This window comes from Pinisolibacter sp. DMC100, from assembly GCF_056313705.1.
In genome coordinates this window covers 78,347-95,150 of sequence record NZ_JBQUZT010000004.1, presented here as the reverse complement: position 1 = coordinate 95,150, position 16,804 = coordinate 78,347, and the positions used below count along the sequence as shown (strand labels likewise).

The following is a 16,804-nucleotide window of genomic DNA, read 5'->3' as shown; positions in this document are numbered from 1 at the left end:
GGTGAGGAGCCCCCATGGCGAAGAAGAAGGGACACGGCGGCGGCGGCGGACACGGTGGGGCCTGGGTCATCACCTTCGCCGACCTGATGGCGCTGCTCATGGCCTTCTTCGTCATGCTGCTGGCCTCCGCCAACCAGGACAAGCAGAAGCTCGCCGACGCCTCCGGCTCGCTCAAGGATGCCTTCGGCGTCCAGCCGATCCCGCGTACCGCCGGCATGATCGAGCGCGACGGCCTGCCGGTGCGCAAGTTCATCAAGCAGAGCTCCGCCGTCGATCGTAAGCTCGACGCCGAGACCTCGGCGCTGTCCAACGACAAGCGCTCGCAGCAGGGCCCCGAGAACAACACCCACGACTTCGAGCAGGCCAAGGAGGAGAAGCCCAAGCAGTTCCTCACCGCCGCCGCCTCGCTGCGTCAGGCGCTGCAGGACATGCCGGAGATCACCGAGGTCTCCAAACACGTCATGTTCGAGGAGACCGACGAGGGCCTGAACATCCGCCTCGTCGACCAGGACGGCCGCACCATGTTCGCGGAAGGCTCCAAGCAACCCTACGAGTTCACCCGCACCATCCTGTCGAAGCTCGCCGGTCCGCTCGCCCGCATGCCGCACCGTATCCGCGTCTCCGGCCATACGGCGGGCGGTTCGCGCTGGGCCGGCAAGGGCCTGTCGCCGTGGGATCTCTCCGCCGGTCGTGCCGTCGCGGTCGAGGAGATCCTGTCGGGATACGGCGTGCCCAACGACCGCTTCGATTCGGTCGTCGGCAAGGCCGACACCGATCCGCTCTTCCCCAACGAGCCGCTGCTCGCCGCCAACCGGCGCATCGACATCCTGCTCGTCCACGAGCCGCCGCCGCTGCCGCCCAAGCCCTTCGACTGACGGGGTCCCCACCTCCGTCGTCCCCCGACGCCCGCGCGACCGACCCCGCGCGGGCGTTCGCGTCGTCACGCCCTTGTGAGGGCCGGGCGAGGCGCTCGTCGATGGACAGGCGCCGCCCTGCATGCTCGTCTCGACGCATCCGGAGCACGGCTCCGACGACGACGACGACAACGACGACAGGGAGACCCCGATGACCGACGCCTCCTGGCACCTCTTCGCCAATCCGATGTCCGGCCCGTCCTACAAGGCGGCGCTGATGCTGGCGCTCTGCGGCATCCGCCCGAAGGTGACGCTGGTCGACCTGCGCTCCGGCGAGCAGAAGACGCCCGCCTTCCTCGCCCGCACCCCCTTCGGGCAGGTGCCGGTGGTCGAGCATGCGGGGAAGGACATCGCCCAGTCGGCCTCGATCCTCGAATATGTCGCCACCGTCACCGGCCGCCTCGGCGGTCACGACGAGGTCGAACGCGCCCGCATTCGCGCCTGGATGTACTGGGACTTCGACCGCCTCGCCTCGTCGGTCTATCGCGTCCGTACCCATGTCCTCGGCATTCGCCCGCTCGACGACGCGACCGCGGCGCACTACCTCCAGCTCGCCGGCATGGCGCTCGACCTGCTCGAGAGCCGGTTGGCCGCGAACCCCTGGCTCGACGGGGTTCGCCCGACCATCGCCGACGTCGATGTCTACGGCACAGTCCGCTACTGCGGCGACGCCCGCATCGACCTCGAGAACCGTCCCGCCGTCCGCGCCTGGATGGCCCGCGTCGAGGCTCTGCCCGGATGGGCCGAGCCCGCCGAACTTCTCCTCGCCTGACCCGCAACCCGGAGGTACCCGTGTCCGAAACCGCCGCCCCGCTGCGTCTCTACTACTGGCCGACCCCGAACGGCTGGAAGATCTCCGTCATGCTCGAGGAACTCGGGGTTCCCTACGAGGTGATCCCGGTCGACATCGGCAAGGGTGCCCAGTTCGACCCCGCCTTCCTCGAGATCTCGCCCAACAACAAGATGCCGGCGCTGGTCGATCCCGACGGCCCGGACGGCAAGCCGATCTCGATCTTCGAGAGCGGCGCCATCCTGCTCTATCTCGGCCGCAAGTTCGGGACGTTCTACCCGAAGGACGAACGCGCCCGCGTCGAGGTCGAGCAGTGGCTGATGTGGCAGATGGGCGGCTTCGGCCCGATGCTCGGCCAGAACCACCACTTCGCGATCTACGCGCCGGAGAAGATTCCCTACGCCATCGATCGCTACCGCAACGAGACGCACCGGCTCTACGGCGTGCTCGACAAGCGGCTGAGGGACCGCGACTACGTCGCCGGCGACTATTCGATCGCCGACATCGCCATCGTCGGTTGGGCGACGCTGTGGGAGCGCCAGGGCATCGACAAGGCGGAGTTCCCCGCCTTCTCCGCCTGGCTCGACCGCGTCCTCGCCCGTCCCGCCGTCCGGCGCGGTCTGGCGCTCGCCGGCGAGCTCAGGCTCGATCTCGCCACCGACGACGAGGCCAAGAAGGTGCTCTTCGGCCAGCGCGCGCGCTGACGTCGCGCAACGTCTTTTCTTCGAGAAGCGGAATCGCGGTGAATCGAATCTTGCCGCGGTTCCGCAGATCTTCCGACGGTTTCCTTGAATCGAAACGACAATCGGCGCCGGAAGCGTGAATCCTCGGTAAAATACACCGTTCGTTTCGAAGTTGTTCGTCTTTGATTATCCATTGGATTTAACGGGCATTTTAATCGAATTCGCCAGTATTCCCCTCATGAACGACGGCCGCGGAAGAAATCGGCGGCCTCATGGACCAGAAGGGGAAATACCATGGCTCGCTTCGAAATGAACTCCGCCGAGATCGCCGGCATGGGCCTGCAGGCCGTCACCGCCGACGTCTTCTTCCAGATGGGCCTCGATCGCTCGATCGGCCGCAACGGCGACGTCGACATGATCGCCGCCCACATGTGGTTCAACCTCGCCGCCGCCCGCGGCAACCGCGAAGCCGCCGTCCGCCGCCAGGAGATCGCCGCCGAGATGACCTCGGCCGAGGTCGCCGAGGCCCAGCGTCAGGCGCGCGAGTGGATCCGCTGCCACTGATCGCACCGACCCGAGACCGTGCCGCGCGGTGCCGCCCCTGGGCGGTGCCCGAAGAGACGACGGCCGGGAAGGATGCGTGAACCGCACGGGAGGTGCGTCATGAAGGCTTCCGACGTCATCGGCGGCATCGTCGTCGCCGTTCTGCTTCTCGCGGTCGGCTTCGGCCTGTTCGGGCGCCTGTTGCGCCGCCGCCACCGCAGGCCCTCCGCCGACGAGCCGACCCTCTGGGTGTGATCGCCCGGCTTGCCGCCCTGCGAAGCGGCGTGATACTCGGGGTCTTCGAGAGAGGCCCACGATGCGAATCCTCATCACCAACGACGACGGCATCCATGCGTCCGGTCTGCGCGTGCTCGAGCGCATCGCCCGTGCACTCTCCGACGACGTCTGGGTGGTCGCGCCCGAGACCGACCAGTCCGGCAAGGCGCATTCGCTGACGCTGTCGGACCCGCTCCGCCTGCGCAAGATCTCCGATCGCCATTTCGCCGTCCGCGGCACGCCGACCGACTGCGTCATCATGGGCATCCGCCACATCCTGCCGGAAAAGCCGGATCTGGTGCTCTCCGGCGTCAATCGCGGCGCCAACGTCGCCGACGACGTCACCTATTCCGGCACCATCGCCGCCGCCATGGAGGGCACGCTGCTCGGCGTTCCCTCGGTGGCGTTGTCGCAGGCCTACCCCTGGGCGATCGACGGCCAGCCCGACTGGACCTGCGCCGAGACCCATGGTCCCGAGGTGCTCTCCCGCCTGCTCGAGGTCGGCATTCCGGCCGGCACGCTGCTCAACGTCAACTTCCCGCCGCTCGCCCCCGCCGAGGTGCGCGGCACCGTGGTGACGACGCAAGGCGCCCGCAACGGCGCCACCATCGGCATCGAGCCGCGCGTCGACGGCCGCGGCAATCCCTATTACTGGATCTCCTACCGGCCGCAGGCGACCGCGCCGGGTGGCGGCACCGACCTCGAGGCGCTGTCGCGCGGCCAGATCTCGGTGACGCCGCTGCGTCTCGACCTGACCGATCGAGCCGAACACGAACGGCTCGATGCCGTCTTTCGCAGGTGACGTAACGTCGCCCGTATCGAATTGATCAACCATTTGGCGCTAGAGCGGAAGGCCGTTCGATCGCGGCGGCCGTCCCCGGCCGTCCGGGTCGTCTCGTCCGTTCCAGAAGGGAGCGCCGCGCCCATGGCTGCCCGTCACGCCACGCTTCTCGTCCATGCCGAGCTCGAAGTCGATGCCGGCGAGAAGACGGCCCTGGCGAAGCTCGCCCTCGCGCTCTCCACCAAGGGGCTGCACGACCGCCGCGTGCTCGGCGCCATCGAGACGCTGCCGCGCAGCCTCTTCGTCGCCGCGCCCCATCGCGATCGCTCGCTGACCGACCGGCCCGTGCCGATCGAATGCGGCCAGACCTCCGATGCGCCCTCGGTCACCGCACTCGCCCATCAGGCCGCCGGCATCGCGCCGGAGCACCGGGTGCTGGAGATCGGAACCGGTTCGGGCTGGGGCACGGCGATCCTCGCCGGCCTCTGCACCAAGGTCTACACCGTCGAGCGCTTCCGCACGCTCGCCGACCTCGCCCGCGAACGCTTCGCCACGCTCGGTCTCGACAACGTCGTGCCCACCGTCCACGACGGGCTGGAGGGCTTTCCCCGCCACGCGCCGTTCCATCGCATCGTGCTCGACGGCGCGGTCGAGGAGGTGCCGACCCTGCTCCTCGACCAACTCGCCCCGCAGGGGGTTCTGGTCGCCGCCGTCGGACCCGCGGGCGGACGTCAGGTCCTCGCCCGTTTCACGCGAACCGACAAGGGCTTCGCACGCGAGGATCTCGGCCCGACGCGCCGCGTCGCGTTGATTCCGGGACGCGCCGCGGCGCTCTGAGCGCCTGTGGAGATTCACCATGAGCCGTCTGGTCGAAGACGCGAATCCGCGAGGATTCCGGCCACTTCGTCATGCCCGGAGATCCGAAGTCCTGCTCGGATCCCGGTGATTTCGTGTCGGCGCTTAAGCCTTCGTCAACGTTACGATGGTTTCAATGGCACCACGTGAACGACGAGACATTCGTCACAACGGCGTGAGTGTTGCGATGCGTATCCAGATCCTCGAGCTGCTTTCCGGCAACGTGTCCCGCGCGGCCCTGCTGGCCGCAACCGCCGCTCTGGCAGGTTGTTCGAGCGATACCGGTCGCTTCGACGATCCGGTCTACACCGGCTCGACGCCCAATCAGCGCTCCATCCTCGGCTCGCGCGGCGGCGGCGACGCCTATGCCGGCAATGCCTATGCTCCGCCGCCGGCCCGCGGCTCCGCCGATCGCCAGTGGCAGAACGTCGATACCACCGGTTCGATCGAGCCCGGCACCGCGCCGGTCGCCCGCGCCGAGCTGACCCCGCCGCCCGCCGGCGCCTACACCGAGACCGTCGCCCGTCCGCTGCCCGACGGCAACCGCACCGAGGGCATGACCCAGGTCGCCGCCAACGGCGGCTGGACGCCGATCGGCGGCACCTATGTCACGCTGCGCCAGGGCGAGACGCTCGACACGCTGTCCGGCCGCTACGGCGTGCCGGTCACGGCGCTGCGTCAGGCCAACAACCTGCAGCCCGGCCGCACCGCCAACCCCGGCGACCGCGTCGTCATCCCGGTCTACAGCCACCCGACCGCCGCCGCTCCGGCCGCGCCCGCCGTGCAGTCGCAGCCGGTGCGCACCGTCGCGGTCGCTCCGCCGCGCCCCGCCGCCGCCCCGGTCGCTCCGCCGCCGTCGCGTCTGACCACCGGTTCGGTCCCGGCCCCGGCTCCGGTCGCCGCCGCGCCCAAGGCGCCGGCCCCGGCGCCCGTCGCGCCGAAGGTGGCCTCGACCCAGCCGGCGCCGCAGCCCGGCGGCGTCAAGCTGGTCGGTGCCTATACCGTCAAGCACGGCGACACGCTCGCCTCGATCGCCCGCACCTACGGGGTCAGCGAGCAGTCGCTGCGCGAGCGCAACAACCTGAAGACCGCGTCGCTGACGCCGGGCCAGCAGATCCTGCTGCCCGCCGGCACCAAGCTGATGCTCAAGACCTCGCAGGCCCCGGCCGCCGCCACCCAGCCGCCGGTTGCCGGCAAGCCCGCCGCCGCCGCCCCGACCACGGTCGCCAAGGTCGAACCGCCGAAGGCCGGTCAGGCCAAGCCCGCCGTGCCGGTGCAGACCGCCTCGATCAAGCCGACCATCGCCACCGGCAAGGACGCCGCCAGGATCGACCAGAAGGCGGCCGAGACCATCGCCGTCGCCCGCGAGCCCACCGTGGCCGAGGACGAGAAGGCCGGCGGCACGTTCCGCTGGCCGGTGCGTGGCCGGATCATCTCGGAATACGGCGCCAAGGCCAACGGCGAGAAGAACGAGGGCATCAATCTGGCCGTGCCGGAAGGCACCTCGGTCAAGGCCGCCGACGGCGGCGAGGTGATCTACTCGGGCAACGAGCTCAAGGGCTACGGCAACCTCGTGCTGGTGCGCCACGACAACGGTTTCGTCTCGGCCTATGCCCACGCCAGCGAGCTGCTGGTCAACCGCGGCGACAAGGTCACCCGCGGCCAGATCATCGCCCGCGCCGGCGCCACCGGCTCGGTCTCCCAGCCGCAGCTCCACTTCGAACTGCGCAAGGGCCAGAAGGCGGTCGATCCCAAGCCCTATCTCGCCTCGAACTGAGGCTCAGCTCGCGGCGTCCCGAGACGGCGCGAGCGATCACGGAACTGCGCGAGGAGGCCATTCTCGACGCGACGGCAAGGCGATCCCGGATGCGGCATCCGGGGTCGCCTTTTCGTTTGGCGCCTTGCCGGCGGCGACGCAGATGCCGTGTTGACCGCCCGGAAAGGATCGGTTCTTATCGCGCTCGCGCAGAGATTGCAGTGGCGCGGGCGTCTATGGCGGAACCTTCGGCATGACCGACGACAAGCGATATCTCGGCGTCGAGGCGCTCCGCTTCCTGAGTGCGGTCGCGGTCCTGCTCTGGCACTACCGCCACTTCTACATGGGGTCCGTCTCGGTCTACATCGTGCCGTTCACCCCGGAGATGCTGCCGTTCCAGGGTGTCCTGAAGCCGTTCTACAATTGGGGATACCTGGCCGTCTCGATCTTCTGGATGCTCTCCGGCTTCATCTTCTTCTGGAAGTACCACGACGACGTCGCGGATCGTAGGATCGGCGCCTTCGAGTTCTTCGTCCGACGATTCTCGCGGCTCTATCCGCTGCATTTCCTGACGCTTCTGGCGGTGGCGGCGTTGCAGGCGATCTTCGCGTCGCGACACGGTGGCGAGACGTTCGTCTACCAGAACTTCGATCTGCGCCATTTCGCCCTCAACCTGTTCTTCGTGTCGGCGTGGGGCGCGGAGGCCGGTATGTCGTTCAACGGACCGATCTGGAGCGTCTCGATCGAGGTCCTGATCTACGCCCTGTTCTTCGTCGTGTCGGCGCACGTCCGTTGTGGGCTGATCGGGCGCCTGATCGTCTCGGCGCTGGCCTGTGCGGCATGGATCGTCAACGAGAAACTGTTCCATTCGGACGCGGCCAGAACGTTCCTTGTCTGCGGCGTCTGCTTCTTCGGCGGCGGCGTCGTCCACGCCGTCGTCGAGCGCCCGTCGTCGGGCTCGCGCCGAGTCATGTCGCTCCTGGCGTTCGCGGTGGCGATCACGATCGCCGTGCTCAAGTTCCGCGACGACGTCACGACGCCGCCGCTCGTCGTGGTCCCGTTTGCGGCACTGCTGCTCTACGGCTTCCTCGGGATCGACGGCTGGCGGTCGGTCCACGGTCTCTTCGGGCGCCTCGCGCCGTTCGCCGACCTGACCTACTCGTCCTACCTCGTGCATTTCCCCATCCAGATCGTCTTCGTCACGGTCACCGATCGGCTGGGATACGCCCGGACGATCTACGACGCCCCGGGCATGCTCGTGGCCTTCCTCGTGACCGTCTTCTCGATCGCCTGGTGGGCGTCCCGCCGGTTCGAGCGACCGGCCCAGACCTGGGTCAGGCGCTTCGCCGCGACGCGGCTGCCGGGAAGCTGTCCGGCCGAGCGGTGAAGCCGGCCCGCCCTCTCGACGAGATCCCGATCGGCCCGCGTGCGCGGCCCCTTCGAAGGCGCCCCGCGTCGCGCCGACGTGCCCTCCAAACGCAAACGGGGCGGCCAGAGGCTGCCCCGCGTCGCGCCGACGCGCGCATCCCAAACGCAAACGGGGCGGCCAGAGGCTGCCCCGCGTCGCGCCGGCGCGCGCCTCCAAACGAAAACGGGGCGCCCGAAGGCGCCCCGCGTCGTGAAGAGATCCGGAGATCCGATCAGCAGGAGTAGTACATGTCGAACTCGACCGGATGCGGGGTCATCTCGTAGCGCATCAGCTCTTCCCACTTGAGCTCGATGTACGACTCGATGAAGTCCTTGTCGAAGACGCCGCCGGCCTGGAGGAAGGCGTTGTCCTTGCGGAGGTTCTCGAGAGCCTCGCGGAGCGAGCCCGACACGGTCGGGATCTTCTTGAGCTCCTTCGGGGGCAGATCGTAGAGGTTCTTGTCCATCGCCTGGCCGGGATGGATCTTGTTGATGATGCCGTCGAGGCCGGCCATCAGCATCGCCGAGTAGGCGAGGTAGGGGTTCGCGGTCGGATCCGGGAAGCGGACCTCGATGCGCTTGGCCTTCGGCGAGTTGCCCCACGGAATACGGACCGAAGCCGAACGGTTGCGGGCCGAGTAGGCGAGGAGAACCGGAGCCTCGTAGCCCGGGACCAGACGCTTGTAGGAGTTGGTCGACGGGTTGGTGAAGGCGTTGAGCGCCTTGGCGTGCTTCAGGATGCCGCCGATGTAGTAGAGGCAGGTCTCGGAGAGATCGGCGTACTGGTTGCCGGCGAAGGTCGGCTTGCCGTCCTTCCAGATCGACTGGTGGACGTGCATGCCCGAACCGTTGTCACCGAACACCGGCTTCGGCATGAAGGTCGCGGTCTTGCCGTAGGCCTGGGCCACCTGATGGATCGCGTACTTGTAGATCTGCAGGTGGTCGGCGACCGTGGTGAGCGGGGCGAACTTGATGCCGAGCTCGTGCTGGGCGGAGGCCACCTCGTGGTGGTGCTTCTCGACCGCGACGCCCATCTTGGCCATCATGGCGAGCATTTCGCCGCGCATGTCCTGGCAGCTGTCGATCGGCGGGACCGGGAAGTAGCCGCCCTTGGTCTTCACGTGATGACCGAGGTTGCCGCCTTCGTAGTCGGTGTCGGTGTTGATCGGCAGTTCCGGATCGTCGAGCTTGAAGCCCGTGTTGTAGGGGTCGGTCGCGTACTTGACGTCCGAGAAGATGAAGAACTCGGCTTCCGGACCGAAGTAGGCGGTGTCGCCGATGCCGGTCGACTTGAGGTAGGCCTCGGCCTTCTTGGCGATGCCGCGCGGGTCACGGCTGTAGCGATCGCCCGACGGCTCGAGAATGTCGCACACCAGCACCAGGGTGGTCTGCGCGAAGAAGGGGTCGATGAAGGCCGAGGTCGGGTCCGGGATCAGGACCATGTCGGACTCGTTGATGGCCTTCCAGCCGGCGATCGAGGAGCCGTCGAACATGGTGCCTTCGGCGAAGATGTCTTCGTCCACCAGCGAGACGTCGAAGGTGACGTGCTGCCACTTGCCGCGCGGGTCGGTGAAACGGAAATCGACGTACTTGACGTCCTGCTCCTTGATGAGGGCGAGGACGTCCTTCGCGGTCTTCGTCATGGGATCATTCCCTTTCGCTTGGGTGTGCTCAGGTCCGGGTCGCGCGACGGGAGGTGTCGCGCCTGGAATTCGGAAGAGACGGGTCGTGATCTAGCCTCGGGCTCAGATCGCGTCCAGACCCGTTTCGCCCGTCCGGATTCGTACGGCTTCTTCGACGTTGGAAACGAAGATCTTGCCATCGCCGATCCGTCCCGTCTGGGCCGCCTTGCGAATGGCATCGACGGCCTTTTCCACGGTCTCGTCCGGCAGGACGATCTCGACTTTCACCTTCGGCAGAAAGTCCACCACGTATTCTGCACCACGGTACAGCTCGGTGTGGCCCTTCTGGCGGCCGAAGCCCTTCGCCTCGGTCACGGTGATGCCCTGGAGGCCGACCTCCTGGAGGGCTTCCTTCACCTCGTCGAGCTTGAAGGGCTTGATGATGGCCTCGATCTTCTTCATCGGCTTCCGATACTCCGAAGAAACAGGGAGGAGCCGACCAGAACGATCGGCTCGCGTCGGACCTTGGCAATCCCCGTGCCAGCTCGGGTCGGGCGTCGTGGGGGACGGCCGAACCGGGAAACGCGAGAAGCCTACTACGCCTTTCGGCGTTGCGAGAATAGATCGCAGGCCATTTCGTGGGCAATTGAAAACTTTTTGTGCAGCGCTCCTGTTCACCGATAATGCAGCGCACCAAGTCTGCGGCCGGCGCATGCCGCGTTCCGTCGCCGCCGCGACGGGTTTTGCCGGTCGAAAGCGACGAACGGGCGGGCGAGAGGCGGCGTTTTGGGGTAGACAGGGCGTCGAAACGGCCGAATTGCCGCCTGTTCCGCCCGGGAGGCCCCCCGCATGCTCGAACTCCTGACGCCCACCGAGATGGCCCGTGCCGATGCCGCCGCCATCGCCTCCGGCGTGCCCGGCCGGGTGCTGATGGAAAACGCCGGTCGCGCCGTGGCGGACGCTGTGACGCACCGCTGGCCCGCCGGCACCCGCGCCCTCGTCCTCTGCGGCCCCGGCAACAACGGCGGCGACGGCTTCGTCGTCGCCCGCATCCTGCGCGACCGCGGCTTCGTCGTCCGCCTGATGCTGCTCGGCGACCGCGAACGCCTCGCCGGCGACGCCGCCTGGGCGGCCGGCACCTGGCGCGGCGAGACCGAAGCCGCGACCGCCGCCCGCGTCCGTGCCGCCCTCGCCGACAGCCGCGTGGTGGTCGATGCGCTCTTCGGCGCCGGCCTGTCGCGGCCGCTCGACGGCGAGGCCCTGGCGATCGTCGAGACGCTCGCCGCCTCGCGCCGCCCGGTGGTGGCGGTCGATCTGCCCTCGGGGCTGGACGGGGCGACCGGTCGCGTCATGGGCGCCGCGCCGAAGGCGGTGCTCTCGGTCACCTTCTTCCGCATGAAGCCGGGGCACCTGCTGCTCCCCGGCCGAATTCACTGTGGTCAGGTGCTCGTCGCCGACATCGGCATCCCCGCCCGCGTGCTCGAGACGATCGCGCCGATGGCGCGGCGCAACCTGCCGGAGCTCTGGCGCGATCATCTCCGCGCCCCCGGCCTCGCCGATCACAAATACACCCGCGGCCATGCCGTCGTGGTCTCCGGCCCTGCGACCCGCACGGGTGCGGCGCGGCTGGCGGCGGGCGCGGCGCTCAGGGCCGGCGCCGGCCTCGTCACGCTCGCCTCGCCGCCCGAGGCGCTGCTGGTCAATGCCGGCCACCTGACCGCCGTCATGCTCGCCCGCATGGAGGGCGCGGCCGGCCTCGCCGAGATCCTCGCCGATCGACGCAAGAACGCCGTCGTCCTCGGCCCCGCCGCCGGCACGGGGGAGGGGACGCGGGCGCTCGTCGACGCGGCGCTCGCCTCCGCCGCCGCCCTGGTGCTCGATGCCGATGCGCTGACCGTCGCGGCGGCCGATCCGCAAACCGTCTTCACGACGATCACCGGTCGTTCGGCGGGCGTGGTCATGACCCCGCACGAGGGCGAGTTCGCCCGCCTCTTCCCCGATCTCGCCGAAGGGGCGGAGGCCGGCCCCAAGACCGATCGCGCCGTCGCCGCCGCCCGGCGCTCGGGCGCCGTCGTGGTGCTGAAGGGTGCCGATACGGTGATCGCCGCTCCCGACGGGCGACTGGCGATCGCCGACAACGCCCCACCCGATCTCGCCACCGCCGGTTCCGGCGACGTGCTCGCCGGCATTCTCGGCGGTCTGCTGGCGCGCGGCCTGCCGCCCTTCGAGGCCGCCTGCGCCGCCGTCTGGATGCACGGCGAGGCCGGCCGCCGCGCCGGACCGGGGCTCGTCGCCGAGGACTTGGCGACCGAACTGCGCCCGGTGCTCGCCGCGCTCTACGACGACGCCCGGCGCCGGTCGTGGGACGACGAGGACGAGGAGAACGACGAAGATCTCCTCGGCGGGACGGACTGAGGCGAGCGGCGAGGGCTCTCCGTCCGCCTCACCGCGCCGGCGCCGCCGGCGGTCTCTTGCGCGTCAGGATGACCAGCGCGATGCCGCCGAGGACGGCCGCGGACGCGAGTGCCAGCCGCAGCGTCGCCGGTTCGCCGAGGAAGACGACGGCGAGGACCGCCGCGAGCGGCGGCACCGCCAGCTGCACCGTGGCGGCGACCGTCGCCCGGAGCGCCGGCAGCACCGCGTACCACACGGCGTATCCGAGCCCGGAGGCGAGCGCACCCGAGGCGACCGCCCAGCCGACGCCGACCGGGTCGATCCCCCGCATCGGCGCGAAGAGCGCGAGAGCCACGAGTGCCATCGGCGCGGCGCGCAGGAAGTTGCCGGCCGTCGCCCCGAGCGGATCGCCGACGCCGCGACCCCGTAAGGAATAGACGCCCCAGGCGATGCCGGCCGCCGCCATCGCCGCCGCAGACGTTGGGTCCGGCGCCCCGAGCCCCGGCAGCGCCAGCACGACGAGGCCGACCGCCGCCGCGATCAGCCCGACGATCTGCACCGGGCGGAAGCGCTCGCCGACCGCGAAGGCATGGCCGATCATCGTCGCCTGCACCGCGGCGAAGAGCACCAGCGCGCCGGTCCCCGCCGGCAGCGTCAGATAGGCGAAGGAGAAGAGGATCGCATAGGCGAAGAGCGCCCCGGCCGAGACCCATCCGCCGCCGTGCCACGGCGCGCGTCTGCGCATCGCCACGAGGGCGGCCAGCACCAGCGCGCCCGAGACGATGCGGATCGCGGTGAAGCTCGCCGCGTCGATCGTCGTGTCGCGCAGCGCCAGCCGGCAGAAGAGCGAATTGCCGGCGAAGGCGAACATCGCCGCCGCCGTGAGCGTCGCCACGCGAACTCCGGTCATCGTTCCCCCTCGGTCGTTCCGCCCGTCTTGTTCTCTTTTGCCCGCGAGCTTCGGCGGGCATGCACGGAACTGTCAATCGTGCGGCGCGGGAGGCGGTTGCATCGAGGCGGCACTTCGGGCTACCTCGGTCACCGCGTGCGGGTGTGGTGGAACTGGTAGACACAACGGATTTAGGTTCCGTCGGCGCAAGCCTTGGGGGTTCGAGTCCCTTCACCCGCACCATTCGGCCGATCGACCGGTGCGTCGCGGCGGCTTTCCCCGAGACGTCGAGACCTTCCCCCATGTCCTCGCTGCTGCCGCGTGTGCTGCCGATCTTCCTGTTGCTGGCGCTCGGCTGGGGCCTGCGGGTCGGCGGTCTGGTCGACGACAAGACCGGCAATGCGCTGAAGCTCCTCGTCGTCCGCGTCGTGCTGCCGGCGGTGCTGTTCCTCTCCTTCGTCGACCTGGATCTGCGGCCGCAGTACGTCGCCCTCGTCGGGCTCGTCTTCGCCATCTGCATCGCCGGCCTCCTCGTCGGACCGATCGTTCTGCGCCAGGCCGGCGTGACGAGCCGCTGGGCGCGGTTCCTGATGACCGGCTACGAATACGGCATGCTCGGCATCGGCCTCTTCGCCGGCGCCTTCGGCCTCGCCTCGATCGGGACCATCGCCGTCGTCGCGCTCGGCCACGAACTCTTCATCTGGTTCGTCTTCTTCGCCCTGCTGCTCGCCGAAGGGGGGGGGCGCCCGAGCGTCGGCGACCTCGCGCGCCGCTTCGCCGCCAATCCGGTGATCGTCGCGATCCTCGCCGGCCTGGCGCTCGATCTCGCAGGCGTCCACGTCGCCGATCTCGAGAAGTTGCCGCTGGTCGATGCCCTCGTCGCGACGCTGAAGCTGCTGGCGCCGATGACCGTGCCGCTGATCCTGATCGTCGTCGGCCACGGCTTCCATTTCGAGGGCGGCGCCTTCGGCGCGGTGGCGCGCGTGGTGGCGGCGCGACTGGCGATCCAGATCCCGCTCGCCGCCCTCGGCTGGGCGGGGCTGAGGCTCGGTCTCGGCCTCGAGCCGCGCTTCGCGGTGGCGCTGGCGACGCTGATGCTGCTGCCGCCGCCCTTCATCGTGCCGCTCTTCATGCCGGAGGCGCGGGAGAACGACGAGGAACGCCGCTTCGTCCATCGCGTGCTGACGGTCCACACCCTCGTCTCGCTCGTCCTCTTCGCCGCGCTGATGGCCGCGGTGCCGAGCCTCTGAGGCCGGGACGACGGGAGGGCTGGAAAACCGCCGCGGATCGTCGCGAATCCGTCGTCGACCCCGCTTTTTCTCTTGTCCTTCGCCCGTCCCGCGCTTAAGAAGCGCCACCACGGCGGGTTCGGACCCGGGGCCGCGCGTTCACGCGCGCATGCGCTCCGGTCTTGCCCCATCCACGGAACAACAACCAGGACGTCGACCCCCATGCAGGTGACCGAAACCCTTTCCGAGGGCCTGAAGCGCGAACTCAAGATCACGGTTCCGGCCGCCGACCTCGTCGGCCGTCTCGACAAGCGCCTCGCCGAGATGAAGAACACCGTCCGCATCAACGGCTTCCGTCCCGGCAAGGTGCCGACCGCTCACCTCAAGCGTCTGGTCGGCGCCCAGGAGATGGCTCGCATCGTCGACGAAGTGATCGGCGATTCGATCCGTGAGGTCGTCGAAGGCCGTGGCGACCGTCCCGCCCTCAATCCCGACGTGGCGCTGGCCGAAGGCGTCGCCGCCGAGGCGGTCGTCTCGGGCGAGGCCGATCTGGTCTTCACCGCCGCCTACGAGCTGCTGCCGACCTTCGAGATCAAGGACTGGTCGTCGATCGAGGTCGAGCGTCCGGTCGTGACCGTCAAGGACGAGGACGTCCAGAAGCGCGTCGAAGAGATCGCCGAGGGCAACCGTCCCTTCGTCGAGAAGAAGGCCAAGACCGCCAAGGCGGCCAAGGGCGACAAGGTCAAGATCGACTTCGTCGGCACCGTCGACGGCGTCGCCTTCGACGGCGGCACGGCCGAGGGCGTCGACCTGGTGCTCGGCTCGAACCAGTTCATCCCGGGCTTCGAGGACCAGCTGATCGGTGCCAAGCTCGGCGCCGACGTCGTCGTCAAGGTGACCTTCCCGGCCGACTACGGCGCGGCTCACCTCGCCGGCAAGGACGCCGAGTTCGCCACCAAGGTGCAGGAGATCTCCTCGCCGGGCGAACTCGTGGTCGACGACGAGTGGGCCAAGAAGCTCGGCATCGAGAGCCTCGACAAGCTCAAGGAGATCATCCGCGAGCAGATCGGCGCCCAGTACGCCGGCGCCACCCGCGCCAAGGTCAAGCGCCTCCTCCTCGACAAGCTCGACGAGCAGTACGACTTCGTCCTGCCGGAGAAGCTGGTCGACGGCGAGTTCGACAACATCTGGAACCAGGCCCAGGCCGAGCTCCAGCAGTCGGGCAAGTCCTTCGCCGACGAAGGCACCACCGAGGACGAGGCCAAGGCCGACTATCGCAAGATCGCGACCCGTCGCGTCCGTCTCGGCCTGGTCCTCTCCGAGGTCGGCGAGAAGAACGCCGTCCAGGTGACCGACGAGGAAGTGCAGCGCGCCCTGATCGAGCGCGTCCGCCAGTTCCCGGGCCAGGAGAAGCAGGTGTTCGACTTCTACCGCTCGAACGCCATGGCTCTCGCCTCGCTGCGCGCGCCGATCTTCGAGGAGAAGGTCGTCGACCTCATCCTCGCCGGCGTCAAGGTGACCGACAAGGAAGTCACCCCCGAGGAACTCTTCGCCGAGGCCGAGGAGGCCTGAGGCGCGAGCCGATTCGGGGCACCGCGGTGCCACACGAACGACACGAAGACCCGCCCCTTTCGGGCGGGTCTTTCGTTTTTCCCGCCTCTCGTCCCCACCGGCGAAGGCCGAAACCGGCGCGACGTCAGCGGCTTGGGCCGACGTTGACGATGTTTTCGCGACTGCGGCGAGCGATCGCCACCGCCTCTTCCCCGTCGGGGTCCGAGGCTATATGTATCGAGAAAAGGGGGGCATCCGCCCCCGGCGTCGCGCGCTCCCACGTTCCGCGACCCTTGTTTCACTGTCGGCGTCGCCCGCCTCCCGGCGGTCGCGGCGCCCGCGAGAAGGTTCGAAAGGCCTGGTGCTGGGATGAAGGATCCGATCGACGCCTACATGAGCATGCTGGTGCCGATGGTGGTGGAGACCACCAATCGCGGCGAGCGTGCCTACGACATCTATTCGCGCCTGCTCAAGGAGCGGATCATCTTCATCACCGGTCCGGTCGAGGACTACATGGCGACGCTGGTCTGCGCCCAGCTGCTGTTCCTGGAGTCGGAGAACCCGAACAAGGAAATCGCCATGTACATCAACTCGCCGGGCGGTTCTGTCACGGCGGGTCTGGCGATCTACGACACGATGCAGTTCATCAAGCCGGCGGTGTCGACGCTCTGCATCGGTCAGGCCGCCTCGATGGGCTCGCTGCTGCTCGCCGCCGGCGAGAAGGGCTCGCGCTTCTGCCTGCCCAACTCGCGCGTCATGGTGCATCAGCCCTCGGCCGGTTTCCGCGGTCAGGCGACCGACATCGAGATCCGTGCCCAGGAGATCCTGTCGCTGAAGCAGCGGCTGAACGAGATCTACGTCAAGCACACCGGCCAGACGCTCGACGCGATCCACGCCGCGCTCGAGCGCGACAACTTCATGACCGCCGAGGGTGCCAAGACCTTCGGCCTGGTCGACGACGTGATCGTCTCGCGCGCCGCCCTCGAGGCGGCCGCGAGCTGATTTCTCCTCCGGGCGCTTCGCGCGCCCGGATCCGACGGCAGGGATCGGCGATCCCGCCGGCGTGTCGGTCCGGGATCCCGGCAGATCCCGAGTCCAGTGGCACGAAGATCGC

Annotated in this window: 16 protein-coding genes and 1 tRNA gene; 14 read left to right on the top strand and 3 right to left on the bottom strand. The window is 68.9% G+C overall.

Annotation, left to right across the window (positions count from 1 at the left end; translation table 11 throughout):
- Nucleotides 1-14: 14 nt before the first annotated feature.
- From ACT541_RS15930 to ACT541_RS15890, 9 genes are all read left to right on the top strand, one after another.
- Entirely contained in the window at nt 15-875 is an 861-nt protein-coding gene (locus tag ACT541_RS15930; RefSeq protein WP_476138080.1) for a flagellar motor protein MotB, read from the top strand.
- 190 nt (nt 876-1,065) lie between these two features.
- Nucleotides 1,066-1,686, top strand: coding sequence for a glutathione S-transferase family protein (locus tag ACT541_RS15925; protein WP_476138079.1), 621 nt, complete (start codon nt 1,066-1,068; stop codon nt 1,684-1,686).
- Between the two features lie 20 nt (nt 1,687-1,706).
- Nucleotides 1,707-2,408 carry a glutathione S-transferase N-terminal domain-containing protein gene (locus ACT541_RS15920; RefSeq protein ID WP_476138078.1) on the top strand — a complete coding sequence of 234 codons (702 nt, stop codon included), beginning with the start codon at nt 1,707-1,709 and terminating at the stop codon, nt 2,406-2,408.
- A gap of 273 nt (nt 2,409-2,681) precedes the next feature.
- Nucleotides 2,682-2,951 (top strand): hypothetical protein, encoded by a 270-nt coding sequence (locus ACT541_RS15915; RefSeq protein ID WP_476138077.1) that lies wholly within the window; start codon nt 2,682-2,684, stop codon nt 2,949-2,951.
- A 99-nt stretch (nt 2,952-3,050) separates the two neighbouring features.
- Nucleotides 3,051-3,185 (top strand): hypothetical protein, encoded by a 135-nt coding sequence (locus tag ACT541_RS15910; RefSeq protein WP_476138076.1) that lies wholly within the window; start codon nt 3,051-3,053, stop codon nt 3,183-3,185.
- A gap of 61 nt (nt 3,186-3,246) precedes the next feature.
- On the top strand, nt 3,247-4,008 hold the full coding sequence (surE, locus tag ACT541_RS15905) for a 5'/3'-nucleotidase SurE (RefSeq protein WP_476138075.1): 762 nt from the start codon (nt 3,247-3,249) through the stop codon (nt 4,006-4,008).
- Nucleotides 4,009-4,131: 123 nt separating this feature from the next.
- A complete protein-coding gene (locus tag ACT541_RS15900; protein WP_476138074.1) occupies nt 4,132-4,824 on the top strand; it encodes a protein-L-isoaspartate(D-aspartate) O-methyltransferase in 693 nt (230 codons plus the stop codon).
- Between the two features lie 205 nt (nt 4,825-5,029).
- Nucleotides 5,030-6,619: a peptidoglycan DD-metalloendopeptidase family protein gene (locus ACT541_RS15895; protein WP_476138073.1), complete on the top strand. Its 1,590-nt coding sequence runs from the start codon at nt 5,030-5,032 to the stop codon at nt 6,617-6,619.
- 232 nt (nt 6,620-6,851) lie between these two features.
- Nucleotides 6,852-7,985, top strand: coding sequence for an acyltransferase family protein (locus ACT541_RS15890; RefSeq protein WP_476138072.1), 1,134 nt, complete (start codon nt 6,852-6,854; stop codon nt 7,983-7,985).
- Nucleotides 7,986-8,238: 253 nt separating this feature from the next.
- Here ACT541_RS15890 and glnA read toward each other — a convergent pair whose 3' ends face one another.
- Complete coding sequence (gene glnA, locus ACT541_RS15885; RefSeq protein WP_476138071.1) at nt 8,239-9,648, bottom strand: type I glutamate--ammonia ligase; 1,410 nt, start codon at nt 9,646-9,648, stop codon at nt 8,239-8,241.
- Between the two features lie 102 nt (nt 9,649-9,750).
- Entirely contained in the window at nt 9,751-10,089 is a 339-nt protein-coding gene (locus ACT541_RS15880; protein ID WP_217926929.1) for a P-II family nitrogen regulator, read from the bottom strand.
- 387 nt (nt 10,090-10,476) lie between these two features.
- Here ACT541_RS15880 and ACT541_RS15875 point away from each other — a divergent pair, with 387 nt between their 5' ends.
- Nucleotides 10,477-12,042 (top strand): NAD(P)H-hydrate dehydratase, encoded by a 1,566-nt coding sequence (locus tag ACT541_RS15875; RefSeq protein ID WP_476138070.1) that lies wholly within the window; start codon nt 10,477-10,479, stop codon nt 12,040-12,042.
- A gap of 28 nt (nt 12,043-12,070) precedes the next feature.
- Here ACT541_RS15875 and ACT541_RS15870 read toward each other — a convergent pair whose 3' ends face one another.
- Nucleotides 12,071-12,931, bottom strand: a complete 861-nt coding sequence (locus ACT541_RS15870; RefSeq protein WP_476138069.1) for a DMT family transporter — start codon at nt 12,929-12,931, stop codon at nt 12,071-12,073.
- A gap of 137 nt (nt 12,932-13,068) precedes the next feature.
- Between ACT541_RS15870 and ACT541_RS15865 the strand changes: the two genes are divergently transcribed.
- The 4 genes from ACT541_RS15865 (at nt 13,069) to clpP (ending at nt 16,692) form a co-directional block, all read left to right on the top strand.
- Nucleotides 13,069-13,153, top strand: a tRNA-Leu gene (locus ACT541_RS15865).
- Between the two features lie 59 nt (nt 13,154-13,212).
- Nucleotides 13,213-14,160, top strand: coding sequence for an AEC family transporter (locus ACT541_RS15860; RefSeq protein WP_476138068.1), 948 nt, complete (start codon nt 13,213-13,215; stop codon nt 14,158-14,160).
- A gap of 201 nt (nt 14,161-14,361) precedes the next feature.
- Nucleotides 14,362-15,711 carry a trigger factor gene (gene tig, locus ACT541_RS15855; RefSeq protein WP_476138067.1) on the top strand — a complete coding sequence of 450 codons (1,350 nt, stop codon included), beginning with the start codon at nt 14,362-14,364 and terminating at the stop codon, nt 15,709-15,711.
- 348 nt (nt 15,712-16,059) lie between these two features.
- Entirely contained in the window at nt 16,060-16,692 is a 633-nt protein-coding gene (gene clpP, locus ACT541_RS15850) for an ATP-dependent Clp endopeptidase proteolytic subunit ClpP (protein ID WP_476138066.1), read from the top strand.
- Nucleotides 16,693-16,804: the final 112 nt, after the last annotated feature.

Bases quoted from the DNA above. Each gene is read 5' to 3' on its own strand.
- ACT541_RS15870 (WP_476138069.1), bottom strand. From the start codon at position 12,931: ATGACCGGAGTTCGCGTGGCGACGCTCACGGCGGCGGCGATGTTCGCC.
- tig (WP_476138067.1), top strand. From the start codon at position 14,362: ATGCAGGTGACCGAAACCCTTTCCGAGGGCCTGAAGCGCGAACTCAAG.
- ACT541_RS15875 (WP_476138070.1), top strand. From the start codon at position 10,477: ATGCTCGAACTCCTGACGCCCACCGAGATGGCCCGTGCCGATGCCGCC.
- ACT541_RS15915 (WP_476138077.1), top strand. From the start codon at position 2,682: ATGGCTCGCTTCGAAATGAACTCCGCCGAGATCGCCGGCATGGGCCTG.
- ACT541_RS15925 (WP_476138079.1), top strand. From the start codon at position 1,066: ATGACCGACGCCTCCTGGCACCTCTTCGCCAATCCGATGTCCGGCCCG.
- ACT541_RS15880 (WP_217926929.1), bottom strand. From the start codon at position 10,089: ATGAAGAAGATCGAGGCCATCATCAAGCCCTTCAAGCTCGACGAGGTG.
- ACT541_RS15895 (WP_476138073.1), top strand. From the start codon at position 5,030: ATGCGTATCCAGATCCTCGAGCTGCTTTCCGGCAACGTGTCCCGCGCG.
- ACT541_RS15900 (WP_476138074.1), top strand. From the start codon at position 4,132: ATGGCTGCCCGTCACGCCACGCTTCTCGTCCATGCCGAGCTCGAAGTC.
- clpP (WP_476138066.1), top strand. From the start codon at position 16,060: ATGAAGGATCCGATCGACGCCTACATGAGCATGCTGGTGCCGATGGTG.
- glnA (WP_476138071.1), bottom strand. From the start codon at position 9,648: ATGACGAAGACCGCGAAGGACGTCCTCGCCCTCATCAAGGAGCAGGAC.
- ACT541_RS15860 (WP_476138068.1), top strand. From the start codon at position 13,213: ATGTCCTCGCTGCTGCCGCGTGTGCTGCCGATCTTCCTGTTGCTGGCG.
- ACT541_RS15890 (WP_476138072.1), top strand. From the start codon at position 6,852: ATGACCGACGACAAGCGATATCTCGGCGTCGAGGCGCTCCGCTTCCTG.
- ACT541_RS15930 (WP_476138080.1), top strand. From the start codon at position 15: ATGGCGAAGAAGAAGGGACACGGCGGCGGCGGCGGACACGGTGGGGCC.
- surE (WP_476138075.1), top strand. From the start codon at position 3,247: ATGCGAATCCTCATCACCAACGACGACGGCATCCATGCGTCCGGTCTG.
- ACT541_RS15910 (WP_476138076.1), top strand. From the start codon at position 3,051: ATGAAGGCTTCCGACGTCATCGGCGGCATCGTCGTCGCCGTTCTGCTT.